The organism is Thermotoga sp. 38H-to (assembly GCF_011057665.1).
GTDB lineage: Bacteria > Thermotogota > Thermotogae > Thermotogales > Thermotogaceae > Thermotoga.
On sequence record NZ_LNFZ01000003.1, the window covers coordinates 401471 to 419716 of the forward strand.

At 46.2% G+C, this 18246-nt stretch carries 17 protein-coding genes, 1 tRNA gene and 1 CRISPR repeat array; of the genes, 9 read left to right on the top strand and 9 right to left on the bottom strand.

The window, feature by feature from the left end; all coding sequences use genetic code 11:
* Positions 1-17: 17 nt before the first annotated feature.
* Both AS158_RS08390 and AS158_RS08395 read right to left on the bottom strand, forming a co-directional pair.
* The gene (locus AS158_RS08390; RefSeq protein WP_008193486.1) at positions 18-1349 is read right to left on the bottom strand and encodes an FAD-dependent oxidoreductase; all 1332 of its coding nucleotides are present in this window, start codon (positions 1347-1349) and stop codon (positions 18-20) included.
* A 105-nt stretch (positions 1350-1454) separates the two neighbouring features.
* Positions 1455-2420 (bottom strand): NAD(P)H-dependent glycerol-3-phosphate dehydrogenase, encoded by a 966-nt coding sequence (locus AS158_RS08395; protein ID WP_008193485.1) that lies wholly within the window; start codon positions 2418-2420, stop codon positions 1455-1457.
* A gap of 109 nt (positions 2421-2529) precedes the next feature.
* Positions 2530-3286: direct repeats of the CRISPR family, unit length 30 nt; unit sequence GTTTCCATACCTCTAAGGAATTATTGAAAC.
* A gap of 656 nt (positions 3287-3942) precedes the next feature.
* Between AS158_RS08395 and AS158_RS08400 the strand changes: the two genes are divergently transcribed.
* Positions 3943-5163, top strand: a complete 1221-nt coding sequence (locus AS158_RS08400) for a glycosyltransferase (protein WP_008191941.1) — start codon at positions 3943-3945, stop codon at positions 5161-5163.
* A gap of 4 nt (positions 5164-5167) precedes the next feature.
* Entirely contained in the window at positions 5168-6283 is a 1116-nt protein-coding gene (locus AS158_RS08405) for an ROK family transcriptional regulator (protein ID WP_012310606.1), read from the top strand.
* Positions 6284-6309: 26 nt separating this feature from the next.
* On the opposite strand, the gene AS158_RS08410 is transcribed toward AS158_RS08405, so the two are convergent.
* The 6 genes from AS158_RS08410 to AS158_RS08435 form a co-directional block, all read right to left on the bottom strand.
* Positions 6310-7047 carry a hypothetical protein gene (locus tag AS158_RS08410; RefSeq protein WP_008191950.1) on the bottom strand — a complete coding sequence of 246 codons (738 nt, stop codon included), beginning with the start codon at positions 7045-7047 and terminating at the stop codon, positions 6310-6312.
* Positions 7035-8312 carry an FAD-dependent oxidoreductase gene (locus tag AS158_RS08415; protein ID WP_008191952.1) on the bottom strand — a complete coding sequence of 426 codons (1278 nt, stop codon included), beginning with the start codon at positions 8310-8312 and terminating at the stop codon, positions 7035-7037. Before AS158_RS08415 ends, AS158_RS08410 begins: the two co-directional genes overlap by 13 nt.
* Positions 8309-8764 (bottom strand): 4Fe-4S dicluster domain-containing protein, encoded by a 456-nt coding sequence (locus AS158_RS08420; protein WP_052125258.1) that lies wholly within the window; start codon positions 8762-8764, stop codon positions 8309-8311. Before AS158_RS08420 ends, AS158_RS08415 begins: the two co-directional genes overlap by 4 nt.
* A complete protein-coding gene (locus AS158_RS08425; protein ID WP_004083229.1) occupies positions 8761-10284 on the bottom strand; it encodes a glutamate synthase-related protein in 1524 nt (507 codons plus the stop codon). Before AS158_RS08425 ends, AS158_RS08420 begins: the two co-directional genes overlap by 4 nt.
* Entirely contained in the window at positions 10277-11410 is a 1134-nt protein-coding gene (locus tag AS158_RS08430) for a glutamine amidotransferase family protein (protein WP_012895854.1), read from the bottom strand. The genes AS158_RS08425 and AS158_RS08430 overlap by 8 nt, the downstream gene beginning before the upstream one ends.
* A 217-nt stretch (positions 11411-11627) precedes the next feature.
* Positions 11628-11701 (bottom strand) — tRNA-Gln (locus AS158_RS08435).
* 115 nt (positions 11702-11816) lie between these two features.
* On the opposite strand from AS158_RS08435, the gene AS158_RS08440 reads away from it, so the two are divergent.
* Both AS158_RS08440 and AS158_RS08445 read left to right on the top strand, forming a co-directional pair.
* On the top strand, positions 11817-12488 hold the full coding sequence (locus AS158_RS08440) for a response regulator transcription factor (RefSeq protein ID WP_011943151.1): 672 nt from the start codon (positions 11817-11819) through the stop codon (positions 12486-12488).
* Entirely contained in the window at positions 12469-13686 is a 1218-nt protein-coding gene (locus AS158_RS08445; RefSeq protein ID WP_165304848.1) for a HAMP domain-containing sensor histidine kinase, read from the top strand. The genes AS158_RS08440 and AS158_RS08445 overlap by 20 nt, the downstream gene beginning before the upstream one ends.
* Here the strand turns inward: AS158_RS08445 and AS158_RS08450 are convergent.
* On the bottom strand, positions 13670-14224 hold the full coding sequence (locus AS158_RS08450; protein WP_165304849.1) for a thymidine kinase: 555 nt from the start codon (positions 14222-14224) through the stop codon (positions 13670-13672). The two genes, AS158_RS08445 and AS158_RS08450, sit on opposite strands and share 17 nt — an antisense overlap.
* A gap of 306 nt (positions 14225-14530) precedes the next feature.
* Between AS158_RS08450 and AS158_RS08455 the strand changes: the two genes are divergently transcribed.
* The 5 genes from AS158_RS08455 to AS158_RS08475 all read left to right on the top strand — a co-directional run bounded on the left by AS158_RS08455 (position 14531) and on the right by AS158_RS08475 (position 18242).
* Entirely contained in the window at positions 14531-15838 is a 1308-nt protein-coding gene (locus AS158_RS08455; RefSeq protein ID WP_165304850.1) for an ammonium transporter, read from the top strand.
* A gap of 13 nt (positions 15839-15851) precedes the next feature.
* On the top strand, positions 15852-16193 hold the full coding sequence (locus AS158_RS08460) for a P-II family nitrogen regulator (protein ID WP_011943147.1): 342 nt from the start codon (positions 15852-15854) through the stop codon (positions 16191-16193).
* A 143-nt stretch (positions 16194-16336) separates the two neighbouring features.
* A complete protein-coding gene (locus AS158_RS08465) occupies positions 16337-16846 on the top strand; it encodes a cytidine/deoxycytidylate deaminase family protein (RefSeq protein WP_004083243.1) in 510 nt (169 codons plus the stop codon).
* On the top strand, positions 16843-17643 hold the full coding sequence (locus tag AS158_RS08470) for a 2-oxoacid:ferredoxin oxidoreductase subunit beta (RefSeq protein WP_004083245.1): 801 nt from the start codon (positions 16843-16845) through the stop codon (positions 17641-17643). The genes AS158_RS08465 and AS158_RS08470 overlap by 4 nt, the downstream gene beginning before the upstream one ends.
* Complete coding sequence (locus tag AS158_RS08475; protein WP_004083247.1) at positions 17640-18242, top strand: 2-oxoacid:acceptor oxidoreductase family protein; 603 nt, start codon at positions 17640-17642, stop codon at positions 18240-18242. Before AS158_RS08470 ends, AS158_RS08475 begins: the two co-directional genes overlap by 4 nt.
* The last annotated feature ends 4 nt before the right edge of the window (positions 18243-18246 follow it).

The window sequence follows — 18246 nt, forward strand, 5'->3', positions numbered from 1 at the left end:
ACCTCCATATGAGAAATTTATAATACCATTTCAGCCGCTTTCGCCAATGGATACACCGTTGGAGCGGATGTGAGAAGTGGATGGGTCCCGATCTGCATGGTGAACAGATCGTTGGCTGTGATGCCCTTCTGTATGCCGAGACTTATGAGGTTCACTATCTCTCCGACGCTCTTTCCACCACAAACCTGCGCACCGAGCAGGATCTTGCTGTCTTCCGAGAAGATGAGTTTCACCACGAGTTTTGAGGTATCTTCGAACTTTCCGGGGTGTCTGTCTGGTGCCTCTGCCTTTCCAACGACAACCTCGAATCCTTCTTCCTTCGCTATTCTCTCTGTTATTCCCACAGAGCCGAAGGCCTTGCTTCCTATGACGGTCGAGTACGCGTTCAGAGAACCCTTGTTCGTTCTGATCACCTTCAAACCGTACAGGTTGGACGCTGCGATTCTGGCATCGAAAACGGCAGCGGAAGCAAGCATGAGTCTGGAGGGTTTTCCGGTGAGGAAGTCTTTGTGCTGTACGCAGTCGCCCGCAGCGAAGATATCAGGTTTTGAAGTTCTCATGTACTCATCCGTTTCTATGAAACCGAGTTCTGTCACCTTGAGCCCGAGTTTTCTGGCGAGTTCAGAATTTGGTTTGTAACCTGTTGCGAGCACAACCACATCGGCCGGAATCGTTTCTCCGCTGTCCAGCTTTACTCCCTCCACTTTTTCCGTTCCGAGGATCTCTGTTACTTTTCTTCCTGTGAGGACTTTGACGTTGTCAGATTCGAGTTCCTTTCTCGCGAGTTCTCCAAAATCCGGGTCGAAAGATACGGGAAGAAGACTGTCCATTATTTCCACGAGGGTGACGTTCTTTCCGGACTTTTTGATCTCGTCAGCCACTTCAACACCTATGAAACCGCCCCCGATGATGACCACATCGTTAGCATCCTTCACCTTCTCATGCAGCAGTTTGAGATAGTCAGCCTCTTTTGGAACGGTGAACACACCTTTTAGATCCACACCAGGGATCTTTGGTGTGTTCGGTGAAGATCCAGTTGCGATGATGAGCTTGTCGTAGAAAACCTCTTTTCCGCTCTTCGTGAAAAGCTTCTTTTCATCGGGGTTTCCATCGACAACTTCGTCTATCAGAAGATCTATGCCTGCGCTTTTGAAGCGGTCTTCAATTCCCATGTAGTCGTTTTCCACACTGCCGAGAGTGTGAAAGATGTACGGTATTCCACAAGGTACCATTTCTTTCTCGGTCTTCTTGACGACGAGAATTTTTTTGTCTCCAAAGAATCTTTTTGTGGTGAATGCCGCCACAAGACCGGCAGGTCCACCTCCAACAACGACAACATCGTATTTCATGTTTTCCCCTCCAAAAGAGAAATTTTTCACGATCTTCCATTCACAATTTTACTACTTTTCGAATTAAATTTCAACTACAAAGGTAGAAAAAATTATGGTGTCTAATCAGCTCGCCCAGAATTCGTCTTTCAAGCTTCTTCTCATGAGATCTCTCATCGACTGGAGGGGTGATTTTCTTTCGTAAATGACTCGGTAGACCTCTTCAGAGATGGGCATATCTATTTTATTTTCTTTGGCCATTTTCATCACGGCTTTCACAGTGAAGGCACCTTCTACAACCTGGTGTGAGCTTTCAAGAAGTTTCAGCGGATCGAATCCCCGCGCTATCAATTCTCCGAAACGTCTATTTCTACTGTAACGACTGTTGCAGGTAACTATGAGGTCTCCTATTCCAGCAAGACCCATGAAGGTCTTTTGATCCGCTCCAAAAAACATTCCAAATCTCGCTATTTCGTATATACCGCGAGTTTCGAGTGATGCTTTTGCGTTGTCCCAACCACCGAGTCCATCGAGGATCCCTGCGGCGATAGCGATGACGTTTTTCAATGCTCCTGCGATTTCCACTCCTGCCACATCTTCACAGGTGTACACCCTGAAGTACTCGGTGGAGATCCTCTTTTGAAGTTCTTTCGAATTTTCTCCAGCGAGCGTGACGGCAGTTGGAAGTTTCTTTGCGACCTCTTCGGCATGTGAAGGCCCGGAGAGAACAGCGTAAGGACAACCCAGTATCTCTTCAACGATCTCAGACACCCTTTTACCTGTCTTGATCTCTATTCCCTTTGAAAGATTCAGCACCATGGAAGGCTTCACAGGCAGTCTCAGAAGGTGCTTCCTTATGTATTGAACGGGAATCGCTATAACGAGAACGTCTTCTTTTTTGATTTCTTCAAGATCGTTTGTGGCTCTTACGGTGATCTTCGATTCCTCCACATAAGGGCTCGTGTGTGAAACGTTTATGAGATCGACGATCTCTTTCCTCCTTGCCCAGAGAACAACTTCTTCTCCGTTTTCATACAGCATCTGTGCAAAAACCGTCCCCCAGCTCCCTGCACCGAGAACAAAAAATCTCATCTCCATTCCTCCTCAAAAACAGAGTTCCTCAAGAATTTTAACAAAAAACAAAAAGCAGGGTTTTCCCCTGCTTCATAAAATGGTTCTCTCATATCTCACGGAATCGGGTGTTTCCATACCTTTAAGGAAGTATTGAAACGGGCGATGTAATTCCCTCGATGCTTCGAAAGTACGAGTTTCCATACCTCTAAGGAATTATTGAAACTAGTGTTGCTTCCATTTTGATGAGTTTTCCTGCTTGTGTTTCCATACCTCTAAGGAATTATTGAAACACAACTTCTCGCAAACGAATTCTTGTGATGCTTCTGTTTCCATACCTCTAAGGAATTATTGAAACTATTCTCGTTGATAAAAACCTCTAAACCAATCGTAAGTTTCCATACCTCTAAGGAATTATTGAAACTTATTCTGACATAGAGGAAGTATTGGACATTGTTGCGTTTCCATACCTCTAAGGAATTATTGAAACAGAACAACGCCAACGAGATCTCTGACGGTCTTCTTGGTTTCCATACCTCTAAGGAATTATTGAAACTAGGTACATAGTCGGTGAGTCGTATTATGAACCATTGTTTCCATACCTCTAAGGAATTATTGAAACTAGTTGTAACTTCAACTGGGACAATCCAAATAGTCAAGTTTCCATACCTCTAAGGAATTATTGAAACTAGAAAAGAATGCACATGTTCTCCATTTTCGAACAGTTTCCATACCTCTAAGGAATTATTGAAACAAAACGAAAATAGGCATCTTGCCTCTTACCGTGTTTAGTTTCCATACCTCTAAGGAATTATTGAAACTAGAGCAGGTACAGGAAATCATCTACCACGGAGAGCGTTTCCATACCTCTAAGGAATTATTGAAACCCGTTGAGTTCAAGAGAAATTATACCACAAACACACTCTGAAAGCAAGATGTTTTTTGAACTTCCATATTCTCTTTCTCCATAAACCATTCTAACACACAAGAGAGCACCTTCAAGTACTGTTTGGAAAAATGGAATAATTGCATAGTCCAACAACGAAAGAACACAAGCAAAAAACAGAAGATAAATTATATCAACCTACGTCAGGGCATTTTGGGGTGTTTCTGGTAAAAATCGATTAGTTCTATGTTTCACAAATAGATGAAAGAAGGTATTCCTCAATGTGTTAGAAATTAACTGTTAACTTCCTGAATTCAAAGCACTTACACGTCATCGATTACCACAAATTCTCTTCATATTGTCTCTTCATATCATCCATTATTCCCTTTTTAACGCATAGCTTCCGGTACCAGAAAGGCGCATGAAATTTTTCGTTACCGGTAATTGCATACTCTGTATCGATCTTCCAGTGCCATGTACACGCATCACCTACTTTGTGAATGATTGGAACTAATCTGGTTTGTATGAATAAAACAATATTGTTCAAAACTACCTTTATTTTCGCTAACTCGAAAAAACCTCTTGAAACATTTCCATCCTGTGGTATGATTAATTGTGTATTAATTCAAGTTACGAATAAATTCGGGAGGGATCACCGTGGATGTTGTGTTGAGAGAGCGAAACATAGAGGAGTACCGCACCATAATCGGAAACGAGGTGGACGAGATAAAAAAACTTGCAGAACCTCTTAAAGGAAAAAAGGTTCTTCACGTCAATGCGACTGCCTACGGTGGAGGAGTTGCCGAAATCCTCCACAATCTCGTTCCGCTTATGAGATCGGTTGGTCTGGATGCCAGGTGGAGGGTCATAGAGGCACCCGATGAGTTCTTCAACGTCACAAAAAAGTTTCACAACACGCTTCAAGGTGCGGATATAGAGATTTCAGAAGAAGAGTGGAACCTTTACGAAGAGGTCTGTGGAAAAAACGCAGAACTGATCCAGGACGAAGAGTTATTCGTGATCCACGATCCCCAACCAGCAGCTCTGAGAAAATTCGTGAATTTGAACGACAGAAAGTGGATCTGGAGATGTCATATAGATCTATCCACTCCAAACATGAAGGTCTGGCAGAGATTTTCCCAGTATTTGGAGGGATACGACAGACTTGTTTTCCATCTTGAGGAGTATTTCCCGCAGGGATGGGAAGAAAGGAGCATAGCTTTCCCACCGAGTATAGATCCCCTGAGTGAAAAGAATCGAGATCTTGATGAAGACACAATAAGAAAAACTCTCGAAAGACTCGAAATAGACCCGGAAAGGCCTCTGATAACTGTTGTGGCTCGATTTGATCCATGGAAAGATCTCTTCAGTGCCATCGACGTCTATAGACTGGTGAAGAAAGAGATCCCGGAGGTTCAGCTTGCCGTAGTTTCCGCCATGGCAACAGACGATCCGGAGGGATGGTTCTTCTTTGAAAAGGTCCTCAGATACGCTGGAACGGACGAAGATATAAAATTCTGCACGAACCTGAAAGGTGTTGGAAACAAGGAAGTGAACGCTATTCAGAGGGCCACGACTGTCGCTCTGCACACGGCAACAAGAGAAGGCTTCGGTCTCGTCATAAGTGAAGCACTTTACAAGAGAGTTCCGGTCGTAGCAAGGCCAGTTGGTGGTGTTAAGATACAGGTGAAACATGGAGAAAATGGTTATTTGGCATGGGAAAGAGAGGACCTTGCAGGATACGTGGTAAAACTCATAAAGGATGAAGAACTCAGAAGAAAAATGGGAGAAAAAGGAAGGCAAACTGTGGTGGAGAATTTCATTATCACGGTGCATCTGAAGAACTATCTGAAACTCTTCTTAGATCTGTTGAGGTGAGAGAGTGCCTTCACCGCTTCTTCGAAGAGAGAACAAGATAAAGATTTTGAGGTACATACTGAGAAATGGAAAAACTACCAGAAACCAGCTTGCCAGCAATTTGAACCTCGCACACAGCACTCTGAGCTACATAATCGACGAGTTGCTCGATGAAGGTTTCCTCGTCTTTGAAGAGATCAGGAAGAGGAGAGGAAGACCATATCAGATTTTGAAAGTCAATCCAGAAAAATTCACCGCGATCGGGGTGAAGGTGGGTCGCGAAGAGGTACGGGGTGTACTCTTTGACGCAAGCATGAATCCTTTGAAAGAACACAGAGTGCAGATTCTGTCCGGTATGAGAAACAACGACGGTTATACTCGTGCTCTCAGAGAAACCATCGAACAACTTCACAGTGAAAATCTTCTCGGAGTGGGTATTTGCTCTTCTGGAATCGTGAAAGAAGGAAAAGTGATCGTTTCCCATGTGATGAACGTGAAAGACTGGGATCCAAGGAAAGTCCTGAAAGATCTTGAAAGGATCCTCGTCATGAACGATTCGGATGCTCTCTGCCGGGAAATTTCCCAGAGAGTGAACGCAGACTTTCTTCTGGTGAGCTACGGCATCGGCATAGGTGCGAGTCTCTGGAAAGATAAGAGGATTCATCACTTAGAAATGGGACACATGCTGGCTTCTTCAGAAGGAAAGTGCTACTGTGGACAGACAGGTTGTCTGGAGTATCATTCTTCAGAGTACGCTGTTTTGAAGTCTTGCCTTGGAAAAGAGATTGATTTCGAAGATTTCATCACAAGCGAAGAAGAAAAGTACAGGCAGACAATCGAAGAATTGAGAGAAAAAGCCAGAAAGGATTTTGATTCTGTGAAAGTGCACTACGAAAAGGCATTCAAAACCTTTTCTGTGGTCTTGGGGAACGTTATCATGGGTTCGGGTGTTTCTCGGGTGTTCTTCGCGGGAGAGGGTGTGGTCAACGAAGAAATGATCAAGATCTTGGAAGAGATGGTTAGAGCTCGATTCAATCGCGATTTTGTGGGAGAAGTGCAATTTCAGGTGGCCAATGCGAACTGGATGCTCGGCGCGGCTCGGGCGGTTGTTGACAAATACCTTCCTTATATTGTGAAATAAGCTCCCGGAATCCCGGGAGCTCTTTTTTAATACGCATACAATCTTCCGTACGGTCTGTGTGTGTAGGGTTTGAGGATGATGAATTCTCCGTTCAGAATCTCCTCTGAGTCGTAGTCAAAGAGTCTGCAGAACTCTTCAACATAAGGCTTGATCCTGTTGATATCCTCTTCGGTGGGCTGGAAGATTTTCACTTCTTTTCCGAGTTTGTGCTCTTCTACGGTTCCTCTGAGAAAGATCTCCCCACCGTGCATTCCTGTTCCAACGTAGTTTCCTGCGATGTTTCCATCTTCATCTTTTTCCAGTCCCAGCACTATGAGAAGTCCTCCTGCCATGTATTCTCCGAGGAAGTCTCTCGCAAAGCCTCCTATGACGACAACGGGGTAATTTTCTTTGTAGGCCTTCATGTGTATTCCCACTCGATATCCAGCATTTCTTTTTATGTAGATGTGTCCACCCCTCATGGCGTATCCTATGATGTCGCCCGCGTGCCCGTGAACCACGATTTTTCCTGCGTTCATGGTGTTTCCTACACCGTCTTGTGCGTTTCCGTTCACGATGATTTCAGGACCGTCCATGAAAACACCAAGATCGTTCCCCGGAACGCCGTTTATTTCTATTTTTACTTTCTTTCTGATTCCGGCTCCGATGTATCTCTGACCGCAAACGTTGTCCAGAACTATTTCTTCTTCTCCGTTTTCTATCGCTTCCCAGATCAAGTCGTTCAGTTTTTTGTAGTGGAGGCCTTTCGCGTCTATTCTAACCATATCTTGATTTCCCCCTCCAGCATCTTCTTTCTGAACTCTTTTGGAAGGTAAACGAGGCCGAAGTTCTCGTCGAGTAGTCTGTCTTTGAAAGAAGACACGTCGAGTTTTTGAAGGATGAGGCCTGTGTAGATTCCGGCCCTGTCTATGTCGTTCACAAGGATGGCACCTATGAGTCTGTTGTCCTTCAACACCATTTTTTTGTAGGTGTTTCCTTCTTCGAAGGTGAGGATTTCATACCCATCGTCTTCCACGTTCGAGTGCCCGACCGATATGGTTGGAATACCGGCGAGTTCAACGGAGTTCATCGGGATACCGCCGGGATACCTCACGTTTCTCCCAGCCATGTTGTAGCCAGCCACTCTTCCCTGCGCAACAGCCACAGGCCAGATGGCGATCGTTTTTCTCTGACCATCTATCAGATCGTAGAATTCAGTGCAGTCTCCCGCAGCGTAAACACCTTCCACGTTTGTTTCCATCTTTTCGTTCACCACAATACCGCGGTTTATTTCTATCCCGGAGTCTTTGAGGAATTCCACATTCGGTCTCACACCAATTGCGATGACGAGAAGCTTTGTTGGGATCTCCTTTCCGCTTTTTAGAACAACGGAGGAAACCGTGTCGTCACCGTTCACTTTCACCACTGTGTCGTTCGTTATAACGCTGCATCCTTCTTTTTTCAAAGCTTCGGTGATGATCTCAGATGCCTTTCTGTCGAAGGTAACGGAGAGTATCCTGTCTGCCAGTTCAACGATGGTGACCTTCACTCCGAGTTCCATCAGCGCTTCCGTTGTTTTAAGACCGATCAGACCTCCACCGAGCACCACGGCTTCTTTCACATCGTTTTCTTCTATGTACTTTTCTACCTTCTCTTCGTCTTCCCACGTGGTGAATGTGAACACACCTTTCTTTCCAGTGAGTCCTTCTATGTTTGGAACAAACGGCTTTCCACCGGTGGCAATCAGGAGTTTGTCGTAGCGAATTTCTTCTCCGCTGTCTGTTACTACTGTTTTCTCCTCTGGTATCACCTTTTCGACTCTTGTAGCGGGTTTTATATCGACCCTCATTTCTCTCAGATAGTCTTCCGTTCTGTAATACATCTTCTCCTCTGTGACCTTTCTTCCAAGCAAGTAGGTGATCAAAGGTCTTGAGTATCCCACGTATTTCTCTGCCGTGATCAGAAGGATTTCTCCTTCTTTGTCAACTTCTCTGATCGCTTCTATCGCGTTCAAACCGGCTGGTCCGGATCCAACTATCACGTACCTCATTCTCTCACCTCAACCAGAACGAGCGCTTCGTTTGGACAGCCTTCGACACAGCCAGGAGTTCCTCTATCGGCACAGAGATCACACTTTGAGGCAACTTTCTTTTCTTTCGTGTTCCTTCTTATCACACCGAAGGGACAGGCCATCACACACATCCAGCATCCTACACACTTTTCTTGATTCACTCTGATGGCTCCTGTTTTTGGATCTCTGTGCATCGCGCCCGTCATACAGGCCTTCAGACAGGATGGATCATCACAGTTTCTGCACTGAAGTGCGAAAGTGACGTAATCGTGCTCTTCCACTATCACGTTTGGTTCGGGAAGTTCCGGGACGTATCTGTACACCTTTATGAGGTTTCCCGTTTCCACCTGCGCGGCGACACAGTTTATCTCACACAGCTTACATCCCATGCAGTACTCTTCCCTGATAAGTATTCTTCTCACCGCTATCACCACGCCTCTCCTGCGGGTTTAATACCAAGGAGTTTCAACTCGTATTCGTGGAGTCCCACACCCCTGAGGACTTCCCTGTTGCCTCTCAGTGACTCTATGGCGTTGATACCCATTCCACCGAGGATTTCTTTTATCTCATGAGCCCAGGCTCTCAGAAGGTTCGCGGCTCTTCTTGCGCCTATCTCTGGATTCAGTCTCTTTGTGAGTTTTGGATCCTGGGTGGCGATTCCCCAGTTACACTTTCCAAGGTAACACGTCTGACAGAGATGACAGCCGAGTGAAATGAGAGCGGCCGTTCCTATGTAAACCGCGTCCGCTCCGAGTGCGATCGCTTTGATCACATCGGCACTGTTTCTGATTCCACCCGCAACCACGATAGAGGCCATGTGCCTTATGCCTTCCTCTCTGAGCCTCTGATCAACAACGGCTACAGCGAATTCTATGGGAATTCCGACGTGATCTCTTGTTATCTTGGGAGCGGCTCCTGTACCACCCCTTATACCGTCTATCACTATGTAGTCCGCACCGGCTCTGACTGCACCGGCAGCGATTGGAGCCACGTTGTGGACTGCAGCGATCTTGACACCAACTGGTTTTTCGTATCTTGTGGCTTCCTTTATGGCGTAGATGAGCTGTCTCAGGTCTTCTATGGAGTAGATGTCGTGGTGCGGTGCGGGAGAGAGAGCATCGGTTCCAACGGGAATCATTCTGGTTTCCGATATGGGCTCGGTGACCTTTTCTCCCGGAAGGTGTCCACCGATACCCGGCTTTGCACCCTGCCCTATCTTTATCTCAACCGCAGATCCAGCGTTCAGATAATCTGCACTCACACCGAAGCGTCCGGATGCAACCTGAACGATCATGTTGTCCTTGAACTCTCTCAGTTCTTTCGGGAGTCCTCCTTCACCTGTGTTGAAGAAGGTTCCCACGGTCCTTGCAGCTCTTGCGAGTGAAAGGATTGCGTTCAAACTGATCGAACCGTAGGACATGGCGGTGAACATGACTGGAACTTCCAGTTTGAGCTGAGGAGCGATCTCTGTTTTGAGTTTCACTGTTCCATCCTCGTCTTCTTCAATTTCCAGTTTTTCTTCTTTTCTTCCGATGTACGTTCTGATTTCCATGGGTTCTCTGAGGGGGTCTATCGAAGGATTCGTCACCTGACTCGCGTTGAGCACTATGCGGTCGAAATAGCTGAAATAAGGTCGGTCGTTGCCCATGCTGGTGAGAAGAACTCCTCCGGTTTCTGCCTGCTTCATGATGCCTATGAGATGCTCTGGAGTCCAGTGGGCAAGAGGTCTGATGTCGAAATCGTTCTTTCGAACCGTGATGGCCTCTGTTGGACAGATAGCCTCACAGAAGTGACATCCAACACACTTGGTGTTTTCTGTGTACACTCTGTTGGCGTTTTCATCGTAGAAATTCGCACCGTAGGAACAAACCCTCACACAGGCGAGACACCTTATACATTTATAATCATCGCGTTCCACAACAAATTCGGGGGGTACTTTTCTCTTAGCCATTTTCTCCCTCCAGTACCACCTGAGTTTTCCTGGCGGATTTCAGCACTCCAACGACGGGATCACCGGCTTTTGGAGCCCAGACCTCATCAGGTTCCGGACAAACAACTCTTATAGCGGACTCCTCGGAAGCGATGTATAGAAAGTCGTCTTTTGTAGCGGCGACGAGTGGTCTGAGCTTTATTCTGTCGTTCAGCCCCATCATCATGTTGTTGTTCGCAACGATAATGGCAAACGGTCCGTTCAAAAGTGCTCCTCCGTAGTTCATTCTCAAAGCGGTGTAGAGTTTTCTTTCCTCTTCTGGCATGAGGTCTATATCTTTCCAGAGAGGCGCTGCGAGGATCTTTGCCGTGAGCTGAGGACTGTAGCCGAACCGTCTCATGAAGAGATCCACCAGGTACGCCACCACTTCAGTGTCCGTCATGAGTGTACATTTGTAGCCGTACGCTTCCAAAAACCTTCTGTTTATACCGTAGGAAGATATTTCTCCGTTGTGAACGACCGTCCAGTCGAGAATACCGAACGGATGTGCTCCTCCCCACCATCCGACGGTGTTCGTGGGGAACCTGTTGTGCGCGGTCCAGATGTAACCCTTGTACTCGTCTATTCTGTAGAAATCAGCGATGTCTTCCGGGAATCCCACTCCTTTGAAAACACCCATGTTCTTTCCACTGGACATGACGAAGGCTCCGTTAATTTTTTCGTTTATGAACATGACAGTGCTGACGACAAAGTCCTCTTCGCTCATGTCTTCAGGAATGAATTTTGGCTTCAAAAAGTATCGCCAGAGGATGTGGACTTCCTTGATGTGGGGATTTTTCCTGGTGGGGATGGGTTCACTTTCGATGATTTCGTAGTGATCTTTTATGTATTCTTCGGCATTTTTCTTATCGAGATCGCTGTCGTAGAGCATGTGGAAACAGTAAAGATCTTTCAACTCCGGATATATTCCATACGCAGCGTATCCAGCCCCAAGCCCGTTTCCTCTTTCTCTCATGAGCGCCATGCTTTCCACGATCATGTTTCCACTGAATCTCTTTCCAGAGGTGTTCATTATCCCGGAGACTCCACAGGCGGATGGGACTTTGAAATCTTTATCTGGTATCAGACGGGGAAGGTCATAGGACAAGGCATTCACCTCCTGAAGGAGAAGAGCATGAATATAAAATCTTGTGTATAACATTTATACCATATGTGTTCTCTCAATCAAAGGACTGTATCAGTATTGTTTCGTTTGAGAAAAGTAAAAGTCTGTTATGAAACATCCGTGTAATTATTCCAGTTATGGCATAAAAATTAATTTAGTCTGTGGATAAAGAAAAAGGGGATGCATTGCATCCCCTTTCTGGCTGGGAGGGGAGGACTCGAACCTCCACCAGCGGATCCAGAGTCCGCCGTCCTACCGTTAGACGACCTCCCAACGGCCTTTCAAATTATACATCAAGAACAGGGATAGTTCAAGGGGTGGTGTTTCACGTTTTTTTCACGTTCAAACTGATAGAATTTGATCAAGGTCAAAAATCGGGGTGATGAACGTGAGAGTTCTTGTGGTAGAAGACGAAAGAGATCTCGCCGATCTGATAGCCGAGGCTTTAAAGAAAGAAATGTTCACCGTCGATGTTTGTTACGATGGAGAAGAGGGTATGTACATGGCTCTGAACGAACCTTTCGATGTTGTGATTCTTGATATAATGCTTCCCGTCCACGATGGGTGGGAGATCCTGAAGTCTATGAGGGAAAACGGAGTGAACACTCCTGTTTTGATGCTCACAGCTCTTTCAGATGTAGAGTACCGTGTGAAGGGTCTCAACATGGGGGCGGACGATTACCTTCCCAAACCTTTCGATCTCAGAGAGCTCATAGCCAGGGTGAGAGCTCTCATCAGAAGAAAAAGCGAAAGCAAAAGCACAAAACTCGTGTGCGGTGACTTGATTTTGGATACAGCCACTAAAAAGGCATACAGGGGCGGTAAAGAAATAGATTTGACAAAGAAGGAGTACCAAATTTTGGAATACCTTGTGATGAACAAAAACAGAGTTGTCACAAAGGAGGAGCTCCAGGAACACCTGTGGAGCTTCGATGATGAAGTTTTCTCCGATGTTTTGAGAAGTCATATAAAGAATTTGAGGAAGAAAGTGGACAAAGGGTTTAAAAGGAAAATAATTCACACGGTGAGAGGTATCGGTTATGTTGCCCGTGACGAATGAGAAGAAGGCCTTCAGAAAAACACAGCTCATCTGGACGGCCGTGTTCACACTCTCTATAGTTCTCATAGTGGCCATCACGGTGGGCGCTGTTTTTATTGTAGAAAAGAGAAGAATAACCACCCAATTCGATGGTGAGCTGAGGAGAACAGCGGATCTCATCGAAAGAAGACTGAGAGCGCCTGGAATGATGGGCATGCTCCGTACGTTTAGAGGAGTGGATCCTCTCTTTGTTCCACGTGGTGAAGCGTTCCAGTTCCTGTTTCCCTCGGGAGAGGTCTTTCTGGAGGTGGGAGAACAGATAGGAACTCCCGAAACTCCCGTGGAAGAGGGGTTTTCCACGGAAGGGAACTACAGGATTTTCACCAAAAAGATAGATCTGGGAGACACCACAATATTCCTGAGGGTGGGAAAGGACATCTCCGATCTCATAGAGCGAAGCAGAAGACTTCTTTCCATGTATTTGCTCGTGATTCTGTTTTCTGCGGGGGGAGCCGCTGTATTCGGATATTTCGTGTCCAGCCTGGCTCTGCTTCCCGTGAGGAATGCCTACAACAGCCTGAAAAGATTCTCGATGGACGCCTCCCATGAACTGAAAACGCCTCTCTCTGTTCTGAGAACAAGTCTCGATGTTTTGAAGTATCGAGAAGATTTACCAGATGATGTGAAAAACAAACTTGGCATAATGGAAAAGAACGTCGAGAAGATGAGTAAACAAATAAATCAGCTGCTTCTTCTCGTGAAAAGCGAAAGTTCTTTCAACGGTGTTGTGAAAGAGAGAATAAACCTCAAGGAGTTTCTCCAGCAGATCGCGGATGAATTCAAACCAAAGGCAGAATCGAAGGGTTTAGTGCTGGAAATAGATTGCCCAGAAGATCTATTTTTAGAAACCGAGAAAGATACCTTGAGGGTGATACTGGAGAATCTGATCGACAACGCTGTGAAGTTCACAGAGAAAGGGGAAGTGGTCGTCGGTGCAAGAAAAGAAGGAAGATTAACCATCTACGTTCAGGACACAGGACCTGGAATTCCGAAAAAAGAACAGAAGAGAATCTTTGAGAGATTCTACAGAATATCCAGAAACACAGAGGGTTCTGGACTTGGTCTTTCCATAGTCAAAGAACTCGCTTCCAGATTGAAAGCGAAGGTAATTCTTGAAAGCAAAGAAGGAAAGGGTAGCACCTTCAAACTTGTTTTTTGAGGGTTTTGTAACAATCCCTGCAGACCGCGATGTATTTCTCCTGTCCTCCAACGTCTATTTCTTCTTCGCCTCCTGCCACCTTCAGTGTGAGGGTAGCGTTGTACTCACCGCATCTGTGACAGACTGCCTTCTTCTTGATCACGGTGTCAGCGAGACTGAGAAGCAGAGCGGTTGTCTCAAAGGGATTTTGCTTGTGAGTGAGATCGAGCCCCGCACAAAAGACGTCTACCCCTCTATTGAGGAGATCTTTCACCACTTCAAACAAACTCGAATTGAAGAACTGCACCTCATCTATGAAAACTCCCCGGGTGTCTTCTTCGATGTACTTTCGCATTTCTTCAGGACGTTCTATCACGTGTGCTTCAACACCGTTTCCAGAATGAGAGACGATCATGGTGGAGTGATATCTGCTGTCGATTTTTGGTTTAAAAACAGCGACTTTTTTCTTTCCCAGTTTGTATATCTCCACAAAGGAGAGAAGCTCGGTTGTCTTTCCGGAGTACATGGGACCCGTGATTACGGTCAATTTTCCCGACATGTCGATCCCTCCCCGACGATTATACAACCCGGAGTGTTAACAATCTTCCCAGTCAAACTGAAACATTCTCATAATTGACAGCGGTTTTTTGAATTGATAGTATTGAGACATATAAAATCCTCCAGAAATTTATTCCCGGAAATTAGTAATAAATATCCAATCCAACATGGGGTTTGTACCCTCAAGAAAACGAACCCCATGGTGTTTGTTTTTTGTTTTTCAAGAATATTGTTTATTTGTATCATATTGATAGAGAATTAATCTTAAAAGAGTCAACAAACATATTTACCAAAAGGAGGTGTTTTTATGCGAAAGAGAGTTTTTTCCTTGTTGCTAGTTCTTGCTTTTCTTTCTGTGGGTTTCGCCCAGAACGGTGTCACAGATGTCGGCTGGTCACTCGACATGGTCTGGATCCTCATTTCCGCAGCGCTGGTCTTCTTCATGCAGGCGGGTTTTGCCATGGTAGAGTCCGGTTTCACCCGCGCAAAGAACACGGTGAATGTGCTCATGAAAAACCTCATGGATTTTGCGATCGGATCTGTGGTCTTCTTCATCTTCGGTTACTGGATTATGTTCGGGAAACATCCTCTCACCTTTGATCCCTCCACAAAAGAAGGTCTCTGGGATTTTGCCATGTGGATGTTTCAGATGGCTTTCGCAGGTACGGCCGCGACGATTGTGTCCGGAGCGATGGCAGAGCGCACTAAGTTTTCCGCGTACCTCGCTTACACAGGTTTCATAACAGGAATCATCTATTCGGTTGTTGGAAGGTGGATCTGGGGAGGAGGATGGCTTGCACAGAAAGGTTTTATCGATTTTGCAGGTTCCACAGTTGTTCATTCTGTTGGTGGATGGGCTGCCATGATAGGTGCTGCTCTTCTTGGTCCGAGGTTTGGAAAGTACGATAGTCGGGGTAATCCCAAACCAATTCCCGGGCACAACATTCCTCTTGCTGCTCTCGGAACCTTCATCCTCTGGTTTGGATGGTTCGGGTTCAATGGAGGGAGTACCCTTGCCGGAACGAACGGTGCGATAGGGATGATCATATTGAACACCAACCTCGCTGCCGCCACTGGAGCACTTGCCGCGATGTTCACCGTATGGGCAAAATATGGAAAGCCGGATGCGAGTATGACGATGAACGGTGCTCTTGCTGGCCTTGTTGCCATCACCGCACCGTGTGCTGTGGTGTCTCCTGTGAGTTCTTTGATCATAGGAGCGATCGGAGGGGTGCTCGTAGTGTTTGCGGTTGAGTTCTTCGACAAAGTTTTGAAAATCGACGATCCCGTTGGGGCCATATCCGTTCACGGTGTCAACGGTGCTTGGGGGACTCTCGCCGTGGGGCTCTTTGCGGAGAGCAAGTACGCTCTTGCAAGCGGGATGGGGGATGTGAACGGACTCTTCTTCGGAGGAGGAGTGCATCAACTTGGAGTTCAGTTTCTGGGGGTGGTCAGTGTGTTTGCCTGGACAGTAGTGACCAGTTTCCTTGTTTTCTGGTTCATCAAAAAGACAATTGGTTTGAGGGTGGACAGAGACATAGAGTTGAAGGGGCTGGATATAGAGGAGCACGGCATGGAAGGATACGCTGATTTTGAAATCTTCACCACAAGATGAAGGAGGTGACAGTATGAAACTGATCATAGCTGTTATACAACCCCACAAGTTACCGGATGTGAAAAAGGCACTTTTCGATGCTCAGATTTACAAGATGACTGTCATGAACGTTCTTGGATGTGGTCAACAGAAGGGATACACAGAAACGTATCGAGGTGAAGTAGAAGAGGTGAATCTTCTCAAAAAGGTGATGCTTCTCATAGCGGTCAATGAAGAATTCGTTGAACCAACTATCGAGGCGATTCAAAAAGGAGCAAGGACAGGAAACATAGGAGATGGGAAAATTTTTGTGCTGGATCTGCTGGATTGCATTAGGATCAGAACGGGAGAAAGAGGACGGGAGGCCATAGGATAAGGTTTCCTTTCGGGAGGAGAAACCTCCTCCCCTTTTTTCGGCCTCCCTTGAAACGACGTCTGGGATTGAAATTATACTACAGAAGGCGAGGGCACGTAAAGCCCTCGCTTTTGTTTGTGATACAATCTCATAAGGGTGAGTTTGTGAAAGACAGGCTGGAGGAATACCTGAACAATCTGAAAATAGAGAAGAAACCGGATAGTAGAGAATCCTGGGACTCCTACTTCATGAGGATTGCCAGGATGGTTAGTGAGCGATCGACCTGTGTTCACAGAAAAGTGGGAGCTGTGATTGTGAAAGATCACAGAATCCTCGCCACCGGATACAACCAGCCTCCCTCGAAATTTCCCCACTGCAACGAAATCGGATGTATCCGCGATGACCTTGAAATAAATTCTGGAGAACACCAGGAGATATGCTACGCGCTACACGCGGAGCAGAACGCATTGATGCAAGCGGCAAAGTTCGGTATAGCGGTCAACGGTGCTACCATATATGTCACGCACAAACCGTGTTCAATCTGTGCAAGACTCATAGTTAACGCTGGAATAAAGAGAGTCGTTTACGAGAAGGATTATCCTGATCCTCTGACAGATTTCTTCTTCAAGTTCACGGGAGTGGAAAGTGTTCGCTTTGTAGGTGATGAGATGTGAAGACGGAAAGACTCATTTCTTACCTCAGGCCGGGCAGGTGGCCGAGCGTCTGGTGCCCGGGTTGTGGGAACGGAATAGTCCTGAAAGCGTTCCTGGAAGCCGTGGATGACCTCGCACTTCCAAAAGAAAAAGTGGCTGTGGTGTCTGGAATCGGTTGTTCCTCGAGGGCTACAGGGTACCTCGATTTCAACACGTTGCACACCCTTCATGGAAGGGCAATCGCCTTCGCAACGGGAGTGAAGCTGGCAAAGCCGGATTTCGAAGTGGTTGTGATGGGAGGAGACGGAGACATTCTCTCGATAGGTGGGAACCATTTCATACACGCGTGTAGGAGGAACATAGATATAACCGTTGTCATTTTCAACAACATGATATACGGCATGACAGGTGGCCAGGTTTCTTCAACGACTCCTCAGTATTATCAGACTTCGACAACTCCTCTTGGGGCCTTTGAAAAACCGTTCGACGCGGTGGAGATAGCTCTCTCCGCTGGAGCCACTTTCGTTGCGAGAAGTACCGTTTATCACTACGATCACCTGGTGAGAGTCCTAAAAAAGGCCCTTCAGCACCGGGGAATTTCTGTTGTTGACGTTCTAACGAACTGTCACACCTACTTTGGACGGTACAACGGCATGCCCGAACCTCATCAGATGATGGAATACTTCAAGAACAACACGTGTTTTCTGGAACGACCCGAAGAAGGTAAAATAAAGATAGGAATCTTCCGTGAGGAAGAAAAAGAAGACTTTCTGACTGTTTACAGGCGTTTGACCAGAAAAGAAGGTGCGATGGAATGACAGAGCCTGTTTCCATACGAATAGCGGGTATCAGCGGACAGGGAAACATACTGGCGGGTTTGATACTCGCGAAGGCTCTCGTTTATGAAGGTAAATGGGTTGTCCAAACGCAGTCTTACAGCGCTCAGGTGAGAGGAGATGTCAGTTACTGCGACGTGCTTTACGACGACTCACCGATAGACTATCCAGAGAGTGAATATTTCGACATTGTGTGTATTCTTCATCAGAAAGCGATGGACGAGCTTTACAAGTCGGTGAAAGTAAACGGTGTGGTCATTCTCGATCAAACTTTTGTGAAGAACGTTCCTGACTTCGTAAAGAGAATAACCCGAAAGATTCTGTTTGTACCCGCTACAGAAAGGGCCATTTCAGAATTCAAGACGGCTATGGTTTCTAACGTCATAATGGTGGGGGTACTTGCCAAAGTTTGTAACATAGTGAAGCTCGATTCTTTGAAAAGAGCACTGAAAGATCACGTGAGGAGGCCTCTGTGGGACATAAACCTGAAGGCTTTGGAGTTCGGCTACAACATGTTCGAAAAACAGTTCAAGATAAAAACAGAGAGGGTGTGGAAGAGGCTTGCAGCGGGATTCGAATAATATT